The following is a 14,247-nucleotide window of genomic DNA, read 5'->3' as shown; positions in this document are numbered from 1 at the left end:
GGCGGCCGCTGCATACGGGGTCCTAGCGCCGTACGGGTGCATCTTGACGGAATCCTGACGCCGGTCGGCGCAGTCGTTCCTCAGCCGGTGTGCACGCGGGGGCGCAGGGGCCGGTTCGGTTCCGCCTCGCGCAGGACCTCGCGGGTGACCGGGGCGACCTCGCCCTGGCCGAAGAGGAAGAAGCGCAGGAAGTTGGCGAAGGGGTTGCCCTCGGTCCACTCGAAGTAGATGTGCGGGGTGCAGCCGGTGGCGTCGCGGGCGTGCAGGAGGAGCGCGGCGAGGGCGTTGGGGATCGAGGAGGACTCCAGGGTCAGCACGCGGTAGCGGTTGTGCAGGACCTCGCCGCGCACGTTCAGGCCCGCCTCGAACTCGGAGGGGTCGGTGACCGTGACCTCGACGAAGACGAAGTCCTCCGAGGCCGGGATGTCGTTGTCGGCCCTGATCTGCTCGACCTTGTCGCGGTACTCGGTCTTGTCCCGCCGGCCGGGCTTGTTCGCGATGAAACGGATGCGGCGGTGCGACATGTCGCGGATGAACCGTTCCGCCATGTCGTCCAGCTCGATATGGGTGACGCGCAGCTCGAAGGCGCGGGCCAGCCGGGAGAGGAAGGAGACGAGCATGATGCCGACGATGAAGCAGGCACCGATCTTCACGCCGTCCGGGCGCTCGATGACGTTGGCCACGGTGACGTAGAGCAGGACCGCGGACACGGTGGCGAAGGCGACGGTCCAGCCGCGCTGGGCCGCCCGGTGGGAGGCGATGGTCACGGCGATCGCCGCGGACGACATCAGGACCAGCACGCCGGTGGCGTAGGCGCCGCCCTGCTTGTCGACGTTGGCGTCGAAGAGCCAGGTGACCAGGAAGGCGACCAGGGTGAAGACGATGACCATCGGGCGCACCGCGCGGGCCCATTGCGGGGCCATGCCGTAGCGGGGCAGATAGCGCGGCATCAGGTTGAGCAGGCCGGCCATGGCGGAGGCGCCGGCGAACCAGAGGATGGCGATGGTCGACAGGTCGTAGACCGTGCCGAAGGCGCCACCGAGGTACTCGTGGGCGAGGTAGGCGAGCGCGCGGCCGTTGGCCTTGCCGCCGGGCTTGAACTCGGCGGCCGGGATGAGCACCGTGGTGATGAAACTGGTGGTGATCAGGAAGACGCTCATGATCAGCGCGGCCGTGGTGAGCAGCTTCTTGGTGTCCCGGATCCGGCCGCTCGGCTTCTCCTCGGTGTCCCCCGGATCGCCCTGGACGTGGGGCATGACCGCGACGCCGGTCTCGAAGCCGGACAGGCCGAGGGCGAGCTTGGGGAAGACCAGCAGGGACACGCCGATCATGGCGAAGACGTTGCCGTGCGCGGCGGTCAGGGCGCTGGTCCAGTCGGTGACCACGTGCCCGGCGGTGAGCACGTGCCACAGGCCGGCCGCCACGACCACCGCGTTCAGGGCGAGGTAGACCACCACCAGGGCGAACGCGACGCCGATCGCCTCCAGGAAGCCCTTGAGGAACACCGCGCCCAGCAGGGCCACCAGCAGCAGCGTGATCAGCATCTGCAGGCCGTGCAGGGTGCTCGTCAGGTGCGGGTTCTCGATGAGGTGGGTGGAGGCGTCGGCGGCCGACAGGGTGATGGTGATCAGGAAGTCGGTGGCGGCGAAGCCCAGCAGCGTCAGGACGAACAGCTTGCCCTTCCAGAAGGACAGCAGCCGCTCCAGCATGGCGATGGAGCCCTCGCCGTGCGGGCTCTCCTCGGACACCCTGCGGTAGACGGGAAGGGCGCCGGCGAGGGTGACGGCGACGAGGACCAGGGTGGCGACGGGGGAGAGCAGGCCGGCCGCCAGGGCCGCGATGCCGGGCTGGTAGCCGAGGGTGGAGAAGTAGTCGACACCGGTCAGGCACATCACCCGGTACCAGTGCTGGCCCCGGTGCGGGGGCTCCGGCTCGGCGTGCGGGCCGGTGTGGCCCCCGGCCCTGCCCATGTCGGACAGGCCCTGCAGCATCCAGGCGCGCAGCCGACCGGTATGAGGAGCGTGTTCGGAGGTGGCCATCGGCGTGCTCCCGACGTGCGGCTCAGCGTGAGGTTCCGGCCATCACGCGACGGCGGCACCAGCGTAAGCAGACGGTGCCGCGCGGGCCCATGGGTCATGCCGCCGGGCTGTCGAGCCTGTGCGGGGACCGGCGGCGAGCGCTGGCCGGACATCGGGGTTCGAGGCTCCGCCTTCGCGCGGGGAGCGATTGCGCCGTACGGGGGATCCGGCGCCCGTCAGGCACCGAGGCGGCGGCTGCCCACCGGGCTGCCGAGGGCACCGCGGGTTCCCCGAGGGCGCGGGGCTTGCCCGGGCGCCGGACCGCACGGAGCAGCGGCAGGCGCGGTCCCGGCAGCTTCAGGCCCCCGGCGCGACCCCGTCGACGTACGACACGCAACCGGCCGCCTGCGCCCAAGGCCGGCGGAGTTCAGGTGAGCCGCTCACACATCGGACAGCCGGGCCTCCTCGAGGTCCAGCGCCCGCTGCAGCCGCCGCCGCGTGGTGTCACTGATCGCATGCGCGTCGTACAGCCGCTGCAGTTCGCCGGTCTCCACGGCGATCAGGTCGCGCCGCAGCTGCCGGTAGACCCGGTCGGCGGACTCGGTGGCCACGCCCCCGGTGCCGTTGGTCCGGGCGAGGCCGTCGCGGGCGTCGTCGAGGCGGGCGTTCAGGCCGCGGCGCAGCCGGTCCAGGACGACGTCCGGTACGACCTCCAGCTCGGCGAGCTCCTCCAGGCGGGCGAGGCCGGCGTGGGCGAGGTGGGAGCGGGCCTCGGCCTCCTCGCGCGCGGTGTGGGCGGGCTCCAGGGCGATGCCGGAGGCGCGGACGACCGGGGCGAGGGTGAAACCCTGGACGACGAGGGTGACCACGACGACCGAGGTGGTCAGGACCAGGACCAGCGGCCGGTCGGTGAGCGGACCGCCGTTCCTCATGACCTCGGGTATGGACAGCGCGGCGGCCAGCGGCATCACCCCGCGGGTGCCCGCCCAGGTCAGCACCACCGGCACCCGCCAGTTCAGCCGGCCGGCCCCGCCCTTGCGCTGCACCACGGCCGACAGGGGCGCCAGCCACAGCAGGCGTACGGCGACGAGGGTGGCGGCGACGGCCAGGGCGTACAGCGGCCAGGCCCGGTCGCCGTCCGCCAGGGCCCGTACCTGGGAGGGCAGGGCCAGCCCTATCAGGCTGAAGACGACGCTCTCCAGGAGGAACACCACCGTGCCGTACACCGCGTGCAGCTGGAGCCGTATGCGTGCGTTGGTGAGCCGGTCGCCCCGGCCGCCCAGCACCACCCCGGCCACCACGCACGAGGTCACCCCGGAGGTGTGCGCCACCTCGGCCAGCAGGTAGGCGGCGTACGGGGTGACCAGGGCGATCACCGTCTCCAGCACCGGGTCCTCGGTGCGGCGCCGGATCAGGGTGACCACGGCGGCCACGGCCGCCCCGATCACCGTGCCGCCGCCCGCGAGCAGGAAGAACTCGCCGCTCGCCGCGCCCCAGTCGGCGGCGGCCGCGGCGACGGCGATGCCCGCCGCCACCCGGACCAGCACCAGGGAGGTCGCGTCGTTGAACAGGCTCTCCGCCTGGACGAGGACCTGGACCCGGGGCGGCAGGGCGAGCCGGCGGCCGAGCGCGGTCACCGCCACCGGGTCGGTGCTGGCCAGCACCGCGCCCAGCACGAACGCCATCTGCCAGGACAGGGGGGTGACCAGCACCGCCACCGCGGCGACGGCCGCCGCGGAGGCGAGCACCAGGCCGATGGCGAGGATCCCGACCGGCTTCCACACCGCCCGCAGCTCCCGCCAGGGCATGTCCTCGGCGCTCGCGTACAGCAGCGGGGGCAGCACGACGAGGCCGATGATCTGCGGGCTGATCTGGATCTGCGGGGTGCCCGGCAGCAGCGCCACGGCGAGGCCGGCGACCACGAGGAGGGAGGGGGCGGGGATGCGCCAGCGGCGCGCGAAGGTGGCGACCACCGTGGCGAGGACCACGAGGGCGAGAACCGTACCGACGCTGCGCATGCCGTCCCCCTGGAGTTGCGGAAGCCGCTCCGGCTCCCGGCCGACCAGACTTCCCGGCACACCTGCCCTCACCGTATCGGGCCAGGTCACGTCAAGACAGTGTCAAGGTCCACCGGACCGGCGCCAAGGAACCGCTAACACGCGCACCGGCCGCCCTTCGAAGCGGCTTCCTTGGGAGCAGGAACCCTCCCGTGAAGGGGAGTTGGATGGTGAGCGGAGCGCGTCGGCGGCGATGAGTGACGTACGGCCCGGACGACTGAAGGTCTACCTCGGGGCGGCCCCGGGGGTCGGCAAGACCTACCGGATGCTCGACGAGGGGCGCCGCCGTGCCGCCCGTGGCGCGGACGTGGTGGTGGGGTTCGCGGAGTGCCACGGGCGCCCGCGCACCGAGGCGATGCTCGACGGACTGGAGACCGTCCCGCGCCTCGCCTGCACCTACCGCGGCGGGGGCTTCGAGGAGATGGACGTGGCCGCGGTGCTGGCGCGCCGTCCGCAGGTGGCGATCGTGGACGAGTTCGCCCACAGCAACGTCCCCGGCGACGGCCGCAACGCCAAGCGCTGGCAGGACATCGAGGTGCTGCTGGACGCGGGTATCGACGTGATCACGGCGCTCAACGTCCAGCACCTGGAGTCCCTCAACGACGTGGTCGAGAAGATCACCGGGGTGCCGCAGCACGAGACGGTGCCGGACGAGGTCGTACGGCGGGCCGGGCAGGTCGAGCTGGTGGACATGCCGCCCGAGGGGCTGCGCCGGCGCATGGCGCACGGGAACATCTACGCCCCGGAGAAGATCGACGCCGCGCTGGCCAACTACTTCCGGCCCGGCAATCTGACGGCCCTGCGGCAGCTGGCGCTGCTGTGGACGGCCGACCGGGTGGACGAGGCGCTGCAGGAGTACCGCTCGGCGCACGGCATCGGCGGAGTGTGGGAGACCCGGGAGCGGGTCGTCGTGGCCCTGACCGGCGGGCCGGAGGGCGACACGCTGGTACGGCGGGCCGCCCGCATCGCCGACCGGTCCGCCGGCGGCGATCTGCTCGCGGTGCACGTGGCCCGCAGCGACGGTCTCGCGGCCGGGGTCTCGCACGCCTCACTGGCCCGGCAGCGCCGGCTGGTGGAGGACCTCGGCGGCAGCTACCACTCGGTCGTCGGCGACGACGTGGCGACCGCCCTGGTGGAGTTCGCCCGCGCCGAGAACGCCACCCAGCTGGTGCTGGGAACCAGCAGGCGGGGGCGGCTGGCCCGGTTCCTGACCGGGCCCGGCACCGGGGAGACGGTGACCGAGCTGTCCGGCGACATCGACGTGCACCGGGTCACCCACGAGCGGGCAGGGCGCGGCACCCTGCTGCCGTCCCGGCGCCGCACGCTGTCGACGGCCCGGCTGATCGCGGGCCCGGTGGCCGGACTGGTGCTGCCGGTCCTGCTCACCGCCGTCCTCGCCCAGCTGCGCGGCACGCTGAACCTGACCAGTGAGGCCCTGCTGTTCCTGCTCGCCGTGGTGGGCGTGGCCTGCATAGGCGGGGTCGCCTCCGCGGTGATCGCGTCGGTGACGGCGTCCCTGCTGCTCAACTACTGGTTCATCCCGCCCATCGGCGCCTTCACCCTGGACGACCCCAACGCGCTGCTCGCCCTCGCGGTGTTCGCGGTCGTCGCGGCCACCGTCGCCGCCGTCGTCGACCGGTCCCTGCGCCTGTCGCGCCGCTCGGCCCGCGCGACGGCCGAGGCGGAGACCATGTCGTCGCTGGCCGGCAGCATCGTGCGCGGCGAGGCGACCATCCCGGCGCTGCTGGAGCGGACCCGGGAGACCTTCGGCATGGAGTCGGCGGACCTGGTGGACGAGCCGCCCGACACGCCCGCGGTGACGGCCGTTCCGGCGGGCGCCGGTGCCTTCCTCGCGCTGCGCGGACGTACCCTCTCCTCCTCCGAGCGGCGGGTGCTGGCCGCGTTCGCCGCGCACGTCGGCTCCGCGGTGGAGCGGGCCCGGCTGGCCGAGGCGGCGGCCGAGGTGGAGCCGGTGAAGGCCGCCGACCGGCTGCGTACGGCGCTGCTGCGGGCCGTCGGCCACGACCTGCGCACCCCGCTGGCCGCCGGGTGGGCCGCCGTCACGTCCCTGCGCAGCCGGGACGTCGCCTTCTCCGAGGAGGACCGCGACGAACTCCTCGCCACCGCCGACGAGTCCATGGCCAAGCTCAACCGCCTGGTGGAGAACCTGCTCGACCTCAGCCGCCTGGAGGCCGGCGCGCTCACCCTGAACCTGCGCGCGACCTCCCTGGAGGAGGTGCTGCCCATGGCGCTGGCGGACGTGCCGGAGGTCGAGGTGGCGGACGTGGAGGACATCCCGGCGGTGCTGGCCGACCCCCCGCTGCTGGAACGGGTGATCGCCAACCTCGTGGGCAACGCCGCCCGGCACACCCCGCCCGGGAAGAAGGTGCTGGTCACCGCGAGTGCCCTGGCCGGGCGGGTGGAGCTGCGGGTGGTGGACCGGGGGCCCGGTCTCCCGGCCGACGGCCGCGACCGCCTCTTCGAGCCCTTCCAGCGGCTCGGCGACACCGACAACACCACGGGCCTCGGCCTCGGCCTCGCCCTCGCGCGCGGCCTGACCGAGGCGATGAACGGCACCCTGAGCCCCGAGGACACCCCCGGCGGCGGCCTGACCATGGTCGTGTCGCTGCCGTTCGCGGCACAGCCGGCCGGCGCCGAACCGGCCGAGCAGAACGTGGGAGGAGCGTGACTCACTCCAGGCCGGAGGCCCGGAACACGGCACGGGCGGTCTCGCGGTCCACACGCCGGGTGAGGCTCCCCAGGGCGGTCGTGCCGCACAGCAGCAGGCCGTCGGCCGCCGACTTCCGCGCGCCCTCGTCCAGGCGGAGCCACAACCGGGGGTTGCGCACCAGGACTTGGGGGTCGATCTCGACGCGGCCGCCGAGGGCGTCGCGCAGCAGCAGCCGTGGGGAGACCCCGTCCAGGCAGCGGACCGACACCAGCAGCTCCGTCCGCACCCGGTGCTCGCGCAGCAGCCGGCGTGAGGCGAGCCAGCCGCCGCCGGCGGACACCCGGGCGGGACACAGCACGACGAAGAGCAGCCCGGAGAGGGCGAACCAGAGCGCGGCGCGCCACAGGGCGGTCCGGCCGGAGCCCCAGTCGATCAGGAACAGCAGGGTGAGCAGTGCGCCGGCGCAGCGGACGGCGCTCCACCGCTCCCGCGTCCAGTCCAGGTCGGTCGCCGCCTCACCCGGTGCGTCAGGGCGTCCCATGGCGCCGACGGTAGTGACCCGGGGAAGCACAACGGCGGACCTTGATGCGGCTCTGACGACGCGACCCGTCAAGATCGCGTCAAGGCGGGCCGGTTGAGCGCGAAGATGCCGCAAGGACCGGTCGGACGCGGTGGGAAACGGCCGGAACCTGGGTGCACCCGCGCACACTTCAGTCCTCGTGCGCGGTCGCAGCACGATAGGAGCACGCGCCCATGTCCGTCCTGACCACCGAGCCGGATGCCGTCCCCGCCGGCGAGGAGCCGCCTGATACCGGCGAGCGCCACCGGCTGACCGCCGTCACGGGGCTCGCGGCACTCTCCCTGGACGCGATGGCGTCGGTGGCCTACGGGCCGGAGGCGATCGTCCTCGTGCTCGCCGCCGCGGGCGCGCACGGGCTCGGCTTCACGCTGCCGGTCACGCTCGCCATCGCGGCCCTGCTGGCGGTGCTGGTGGCCTCCTACCGGCAGGTGATCGCGGCCTTCCCGGACGGCGGCGGCTCCTACGCCGTGGCGAAGACGCATCTGGGGGCGCGGACCAGCCTGGTGGCCGCCGCCTCGCTGGTGCTGGACTACGTACTCAACGTCGCCGTCGCGGTCACGGCGGGTGTGGCCGCCCTGACCTCCGCCTTCCCCGCCCTCTACGGCGACCGGCTGTGGCTGTGCCTGGCCGTGCTCGCGCTGATCACCGGGGTCAACCTGCGGGGGATCGTGGAGTCGGCGAAGGCGTTCATCGTGCCCACGGTCGTCTTCGTGGGCGCGATCTTCGTACTCATCGTCGCGGGCCTGTTGCGGTCGGCTCCGGTGAGTACGGTCACCGCGGCCGGGCATGCCTCGGTCGTCGCGGACAACGCCACGAGCGTCGGTGTCCTGCTCCTGCTGAAAGCTTTCGCTTCGGGGTGTTCCGCGCTGACCGGCGTCGAGGCCATCGCCAACGCCGTCCCCTCCTTCCGCGTCCCGCGGGTCCGCCGTTCCCAGCGCGCGGAGGTCGCCCTCGGCGCCGTGCTCGGGCTGATGCTGATCGGCCTGTCGGTGCTGATCGGGCGCTTCCACCTCCAGCCGGTCGAGGGCGTGACGGTCCTCGCCCAGCTCGCGGACGCCTCGCTCGGCCACAACTGGGCTTTCTACGTCATCCAGTTCGCGACGATGATTCTGCTGGCGCTCTCGGCGAACACCTCCTTCGGCGGGCTGCCGGTGCTGCTGAAGCTGCTCGCCCGTGACAACTACGCGCCGCACGTCTTCGCCCTGAAGGCCGACCGCCAGGTGCACCGGCACGGCGTCCTCGCGCTCGCCGTCGTCTCCGCCGCGCTGCTGGTCTTCTCCGGCGGCGACACCAACACCCTGGTGCCGATGTTCGCCATCGGTGTGTTCGTCGGCTTCACGATCGCCCAGGTGGGGATGGTGCGGCACTGGCGCCTGGAGCGGGGCTCCGGCCGGCGCGGGAAGGCGCTGCTCAACGGCTTCGGTGCGGTGCTGACCGGGGTCGCGGCCGTCGTCGTCACGGCGAGCAAGTTCACCGAGGGGGCGTGGCTGATCGTCGTCGCTCTGCCGTTGCTGGTGCTGGGCTTCACCACCGTGCACCGCGCCTACGGCCGGATCGGTGAGCGGCTCGGACTCGGCCGTATCCCGCAGGCCCCGTACCGCGAGCGCTCGCTGGTGGTCGTTCCCGTGTCGTCCCTGTCCCGGCTGACCTCGGAGGCCCTGTCGGCGGCAGCCTCGCTCGGTGACGAGGTCCGTGCGGTGACCGTGTGCTACCCGGACCCCGAGGACCGGACCCAGTTGCACGCGCTGGAGCGGTCCTGGGCGGAATGGGACCCCGGTGTGCCCCTCGTGCGGCTGTCCTGCGCGCGGCGCAGCCTGGGCCGCCCCATCGCCGAGTACGTCCGTGAGGTGGCCGCCGCCGAGCCCGGCACCCGGGTCACCGTGCTGATCCCGGAGGCGGAGCCGGAGCGGCTGTGGCAGCGGATGCTGCAGAACCAGCGGGGCGCGGTCGTCGCGCACGCCGTGCGGCGGGAGACGGACGCGGTGATCTGCCGGCTGCGCTTCCGCCTGTGAGACGGGTCACCGGCTGTCACACCTGCTTACCGACCGGTACGGATCAGCGGTCGTAAGGGACCCGTCAAAGCCGTGAGCGTGGCCGTAAGAGGGTCGTCAACGGGTGACCGGATCCGGCCAGACAGGCGCTTTCCTCGTACACGTCCGTTTCAACCGAACCTCACTCCAGGAGTTCGCGATGGCCGATCTGGCCTTCGTCGTCACCGTGCTCGCGGGTTTCGCGCTGGTGGCTCTCGTCGCCAAGGGGGTGACGAAGCTGTGACCGTCGAAAACGTCGTCGGACTGGTCGTGGCCGTCGCCCTGCTGGGCTATCTCGTCCTCGCCCTGATCTTCCCGGAGAGGTTCTGAGACACGACATGGGTCCCGTACTTGCAGGCGTACTCCAGCTGACCGCCCTGATAGGCGCGCTGGCCCTCGCCTACATCCCGCTCGGCACCTACATGGCCAAGGTCTACTCCTCGCGGGGGCACCTGCGCGTCGAGAAGTGGATCTACAAGGCCATCGGTGCCAACCCTGACACCGAGATGACCTGGCCCGCGTACCTGCGCGGTGTGCTGGCCTTCTCCGCCGTCAGCGTCCTCTTCCTCTACCTGCTGCAGCGGCTGCAGGGCGTGCTGCCCGGCTCGCTGCACTTCTCCTCGGTCAACCCGGCGCAGTCGTTCAACACGGCCGTGTCCTTCGTGACCAACACCAACTGGCAGTCGTACTACGGCGAGCAGACCATGGGTCACGTCGTGCAGACCGCCGGTCTGGCCGTGCAGAACTTCCTCTCGGCGGCCGTCGGTATCGCCGTTGCGGTGGCTCTCGTTCGGGGGTTCGCGCGCTCGCGCACTGGTGAACTGGGCAACTTCTGGTCGGACTTGGTGCGCGGCACGCTGCGCATCCTGGTGCCGATGTCGGTCGTCGCCGCGGTGATCCTGGTCGCCTGCGGCGCCATCCAGAACTTCTCCGGCATCCACGAGGTCGGTCAGTTCATGGGCGGCTCGCAGCAGTGGAACGGCGGCGCGGTCGCCTCGCAGGAGGCCATCAAGGAGATCGGCACCAACGGCGGCGGCTACTTCAACGCCAACTCCGCCCACCCCTTCGAGAACCCGACCCCGTTCACGAACCTCTTCGAGATCTTCCTGATCCTCGTCATCCCCTTCTCGCTGACCCGCACCTTCGGCGTGATGGTCGGCAACGTGAAGCAGGGCTACGCGATCCTCGCCACGATGTTCACCATCTGGCTGGGCTTCACCGCGCTGATGATGTGGACCGAGTTCGCCCACCACGGCCCGGCGCTGCAGGCGGCCGGCGGGGCGATGGAGGGCAAGGAGGTCCGCTTCGGCGTCGGCGGCTCGTCGATCTTCGCGGTGGCGACCACGCTCACCTCGACCGGTGCGGTGGACTCCTTCCACTCCTCCTTCACGGGCCTCGGCGGCGGCATCACGATGCTGAGCATGATGCTGGGCGAGATCACGCCCGGCGGTACCGGCTCCGGCCTGTACGGCATCCTGATCATGGCGGTCATCGCGGTGTTCATCGCCGGTCTGATGGTCGGCCGTACGCCCGAGTACCTGGGCAAGAAGATCGGCGGCCGCGAGATGAAGCTCGCCGCCTGCTACATCCTCATCACCCCCGCCCTGGTGCTGGTGTTCACGGCGGCCTCGATGGCGCTGCCGACCCCGCCGCACTCGATGCTCAACTCCGGTGCGCACGGGTTCTCCGAGGTGCTGTACGCGTTCACGTCCGCGTCGAACAACAACGGTTCGGCCTTCGCCGGGCTGAACGCGAACACCGACTGGTACAACACCACGACCGGACTCGCGATGCTGCTCGGCCGCTTCCTGCCGATGGTGTTCGTGCTGGCGCTGGCCGGCTCCCTCGCCGAGCAGAAGCCGGTACCGGTGACCGCGGGCACCCTGCGCACCGAGAAGCCGCTGTTCACCGGTCTGCTGGTGGGCGCGATCCTGATCATCACCGGTCTGACCTACTTCCCGGCCCTCGCGCTGGGTCCGCTGGCCGAGGGGCTGGCGTCATGACGACCGACATCAAGAAGCAAGAGGACTCCATGTCCACTCCCACCCTTGCGCCCCACACGGACGCGCCGACCGGGCACAAGCCCGCCGAGGGCCGTGTCGGAGCGGGCCTCTTCGAACCCAGGCAGCTGCTGAAGTCCCTGCCGGAAGCCTGCCGCAAGCTCGACCCGCGGGTGATGGTCAAGTCCCCCGTGATGTTCGTGGTGTGGATCGGCTCCGTGCTGACCACGATCTTCTCCTTCCAGCACCCGGGCGACTGGTTCGGCTGGACCATCAGCGCCTGGCTGTGGCTGACGGTGATCTTCGCCAACCTGGCGGAGGCCGTGGCCGAGGGCCGGGGCAAGGCGCAGGCCGACACCCTGCGCAAGGCCAAGACCGACACCGTGGCCCGCCGGCTGCTCGCGGACGGCTCCGAGGAGCAGGTGCCGGGTACCGCGCTGACCATCGGTGACCTGGTGGTCTGCGAGGCCGGTGATGTCATCCCCGGTGACGGTGACGTCGTCGAGGGTGTCGCCTCGGTGGACGAGTCGGCGATCACGGGTGAGTCGGCTCCGGTGATCCGTGAGTCCGGTGGCGACCGGTCCGCGGTGACCGGCGGTACGAAGGTGCTGTCCGACCGGATCGTCATCAAGATCACGACGAAGCCCGGCGAGACGTTCATCGACCGGATGATCAACCTGGTCGAGGGCGCCGCCCGGCAGAAGACGCCCAACGAGATCGCGCTGAACATCCTGCTCGCCTCGCTGACCATCGTCTTCCTGCTGGCGGTGGCCACCCTGCCGCCGTTCGCGGACTTCGCCCACACGCACCTGACGATGGTGGTGCTGGTGGCCCTGCTGGTCTGCCTGATCCCGACCACGATCGGCGCCCTGCTGTCCGCGATCGGTATCGCGGGCATGGACCGGCTGGTGCAGCGCAATGTGCTGGCCATGTCCGGTCGTGCGGTCGAGGCCGCCGGTGACGTCTCCACACTGCTGCTGGACAAGACCGGCACCATCACCCTCGGCAACCGTCAGGCGGCGGAGTTCGTGCCGGTGAAGGGCACCACCGAGGCGGAGGTCGCGGACGCGGCCCAGCTGTCGTCCCTCGCGGACGAGACGCCAGAGGGCCGCTCGATCGTCGTCCTGGCCAAGGAGAAGTACGGGCTGCGCGAGCGGCACCAGGGCGAGCTGGTCGGCGCCGAGTGGATCGAGTTCACCGCCCAGACCCGTATGTCGGGTGTGGACGTCGACGGCCGGAAGATCCGCAAGGGCGCGACCGCCTCGGTGATCGCCTGGGTCGAGGAGCAGGGCGGCACGGTCGCCGAGGACGCGGACGGCATGGCCAACCGGATCTCCGAGGCCGGCGGCACCCCGCTGCTCGTCGCCGTCCACGACGACAGGGGCGCCCGCGTCCTGGGTGTCATCCACCTGAAGGACGTCGTGAAGGAGGGCATGCGGGAGCGGTTCGAGGAGCTGCGCCGCATGGGCATCAAGACCGTCATGATCACGGGTGACAACCCGCTGACCGCGAAGGCGATCGCCGAGGAGGCGGGCGTCGACGACTTCCTCGCGGAGGCCACCCCCGAGGACAAGATGGCCCTCATCAAGCGCGAGCAGGCCGGCGGCAAGCTGGTCGCGATGACCGGCGACGGCACCAACGACGCCCCGGCGCTCGCGCAGGCGGACGTCGGCGTGGCGATGAACACCGGTACGTCGGCCGCCAAGGAGGCCGGCAACATGGTCGACCTCGACTCCAACCCGACCAAGCTGATCGAGATCGTGGAGATCGGCAAGCAGCTGCTGATCACGCGCGGTGCGCTGACGACGTTCTCCATCGCCAACGACGTCGCGAAGTACTTCGCGATCATCCCGGCGCTGTTCGCGGCGGTCTACCCGGGCCTGGACAAGCTGAACATCATGCACCTGTCCTCGCCGGACTCCGCGATCCTGTCCGCGGTCGTCTTCAACGCGCTGATCATCATCGCGCTGGTGCCGCTGTCCCTGAAGGGCGTGCAGTACCGGCCGGTCAGCGCGGACAAGATGCTGCGGCGCAACCTCGGGATCTACGGCATCGGCGGCCTGATCGCGCCCTTCATCGGCATCAAGATCATCGACATGCTCATCTCCCTCATCCCCGGGCTGTGACTCTTCAAAGGCGTGCTGATCACCATGAACAACTCCGTAACGAACACCGTCCGGTTGCTCGGGGCGGGCCTCAGGGCCCTCCTCGTGCTGACCCTGGTGACGGGCGTCATCTACCCACTGGTCGTCACCGGCATCGCCCAGGGGCTGTTCGGCGGCAAGGCGAACGGCTCGGAGATCAAGGCGGACGGCAAGGTCGTCGGCTCGTCGCTGATCGGGCAGTCGTACAACCTGCCGCTGAAGAAGGGCCAGACCAGCCCGGACCCGGACCTGAAGTGGTTCCAGGGCCGCCCGCAGAACGGGCTCGGCACCAACTCCGTCAACACGCGGTACCAGCTGATCCTGTCCGGGGCCACCAACTTGTCCGCCGACAGCGGCGCGGTGAACGGCAAGTGCCCGGACACACCCGCGGACAAGACGCTCTGCGCCCAGGTGCTCGCCGCCAAGGACGCCGTCGTCAAGGACAACTCCGTTCCCGGCTACACGGTGAAGCCGGCCGACGTCCCCGCCGACGCCGTCACCTCCTCCGGCTCCGGACTGGACCCGGCCATCTCCCCGGAGTACGCCGAACTCCAGGTGCACCGGGTCGCCGCGAGGAACGGCCTGCCCGTCGCCCAGGTCGAAAAGCTGGTCAGGGACCACACGGCCGGCCGCACCCTGGGCTTCATCGGCGAGCCGCGGGTGAACGTCCTGGAGCTCAACATCGCGCTCAAGGACCTCGTGGCCACGAAGTGACGGCCTTACGCGATCCGCGACGGGAGTCGGCAT

10 protein-coding genes are annotated in these 14,247 nt (G+C 71.3%); 7 read left to right on the top strand and 3 right to left on the bottom strand.

Annotation, left to right across the window (positions count from 1 at the left end; all coding sequences use genetic code 11):
* Window positions 1-80 precede the first annotated feature (80 nt).
* Entirely contained in the window at window positions 81-2,039 is a 1,959-nt protein-coding gene (locus tag ACWDEN_RS20725; protein ID WP_450859842.1) for an amino acid transporter, read from the bottom strand.
* 419 nt (window positions 2,040-2,458) lie between these two features.
* Window positions 2,459-4,036 carry a Na+/H+ antiporter gene (locus tag ACWDEN_RS20720; RefSeq protein ID WP_351602615.1) on the bottom strand — a complete coding sequence of 526 codons (1,578 nt, stop codon included), beginning with the start codon at window positions 4,034-4,036 and terminating at the stop codon, window positions 2,459-2,461.
* A 232-nt stretch (window positions 4,037-4,268) separates the two neighbouring features.
* On the opposite strand from ACWDEN_RS20720, the gene ACWDEN_RS20715 reads away from it, so the two are divergent.
* Entirely contained in the window at window positions 4,269-6,764 is a 2,496-nt protein-coding gene (locus ACWDEN_RS20715) for an ATP-binding protein (RefSeq protein WP_450859841.1), read from the top strand.
* Between the two features lies 1 nt (window position 6,765).
* Here ACWDEN_RS20715 and ACWDEN_RS20710 read toward each other — a convergent pair whose 3' ends face one another.
* A complete protein-coding gene (locus ACWDEN_RS20710) occupies window positions 6,766-7,287 on the bottom strand; it encodes a hypothetical protein (RefSeq protein WP_450859840.1) in 522 nt (173 codons plus the stop codon).
* Window positions 7,288-7,499: 212 nt separating this feature from the next.
* On the opposite strand from ACWDEN_RS20710, the gene ACWDEN_RS20705 reads away from it, so the two are divergent.
* The 6 genes from ACWDEN_RS20705 to ACWDEN_RS20680 all read left to right on the top strand — a co-directional run bounded on the left by ACWDEN_RS20705 (window position 7,500) and on the right by ACWDEN_RS20680 (window position 14,214).
* Window positions 7,500-9,338 carry an APC family permease gene (locus ACWDEN_RS20705; protein WP_450859839.1) on the top strand — a complete coding sequence of 613 codons (1,839 nt, stop codon included), beginning with the start codon at window positions 7,500-7,502 and terminating at the stop codon, window positions 9,336-9,338.
* Window positions 9,339-9,441: 103 nt separating this feature from the next.
* A complete protein-coding gene (locus ACWDEN_RS20700) occupies window positions 9,442-9,600 on the top strand; it encodes a hypothetical protein (RefSeq protein ID WP_351602563.1) in 159 nt (52 codons plus the stop codon).
* Complete coding sequence (gene kdpF / locus ACWDEN_RS20695) at window positions 9,597-9,686, top strand: K(+)-transporting ATPase subunit F (RefSeq protein WP_037770757.1); 90 nt, start codon at window positions 9,597-9,599, stop codon at window positions 9,684-9,686. Before ACWDEN_RS20700 ends, kdpF begins: the two co-directional genes overlap by 4 nt.
* Before the next feature lie 8 nt (window positions 9,687-9,694).
* The gene (gene kdpA, locus ACWDEN_RS20690; RefSeq protein WP_351602565.1) at window positions 9,695-11,359 is read left to right on the top strand and encodes a potassium-transporting ATPase subunit KdpA; all 1,665 of its coding nucleotides are present in this window, start codon (window positions 9,695-9,697) and stop codon (window positions 11,357-11,359) included.
* Complete coding sequence (kdpB, locus tag ACWDEN_RS20685; RefSeq protein WP_351602567.1) at window positions 11,356-13,482, top strand: potassium-transporting ATPase subunit KdpB; 2,127 nt, start codon at window positions 11,356-11,358, stop codon at window positions 13,480-13,482. Before kdpA ends, kdpB begins: the two co-directional genes overlap by 4 nt.
* A gap of 24 nt (window positions 13,483-13,506) precedes the next feature.
* On the top strand, window positions 13,507-14,214 hold the full coding sequence (locus ACWDEN_RS20680) for a potassium-transporting ATPase subunit C (RefSeq protein WP_351602569.1): 708 nt from the start codon (window positions 13,507-13,509) through the stop codon (window positions 14,212-14,214).
* Window positions 14,215-14,247: the final 33 nt, after the last annotated feature.

Source organism: Streptomyces sp. NPDC001153, from assembly GCF_053598315.1.
Note: the sequence above shows the minus strand (reverse complement) of the source record. Positions and strands in the feature narration are given on the sequence as shown.

Bases quoted from the DNA above. Each gene is read 5' to 3' on its own strand.
- kdpA (WP_351602565.1), top strand. From the start codon at position 9,695: ATGGGTCCCGTACTTGCAGGCGTACTCCAGCTGACCGCCCTGATAGGC.
- ACWDEN_RS20720 (WP_351602615.1), bottom strand. From the start codon at position 4,036: ATGCGCAGCGTCGGTACGGTTCTCGCCCTCGTGGTCCTCGCCACGGTG.
- ACWDEN_RS20680 (WP_351602569.1), top strand. From the start codon at position 13,507: ATGAACAACTCCGTAACGAACACCGTCCGGTTGCTCGGGGCGGGCCTC.
- ACWDEN_RS20710 (WP_450859840.1), bottom strand. From the start codon at position 7,287: ATGGGACGCCCTGACGCACCGGGTGAGGCGGCGACCGACCTGGACTGG.
- ACWDEN_RS20725 (WP_450859842.1), bottom strand. From the start codon at position 2,039: ATGGCCACCTCCGAACACGCTCCTCATACCGGTCGGCTGCGCGCCTGG.
- ACWDEN_RS20705 (WP_450859839.1), top strand. From the start codon at position 7,500: ATGTCCGTCCTGACCACCGAGCCGGATGCCGTCCCCGCCGGCGAGGAG.
- kdpB (WP_351602567.1), top strand. From the start codon at position 11,356: ATGACGACCGACATCAAGAAGCAAGAGGACTCCATGTCCACTCCCACC.
- ACWDEN_RS20715 (WP_450859841.1), top strand. From the start codon at position 4,269: ATGAGTGACGTACGGCCCGGACGACTGAAGGTCTACCTCGGGGCGGCC.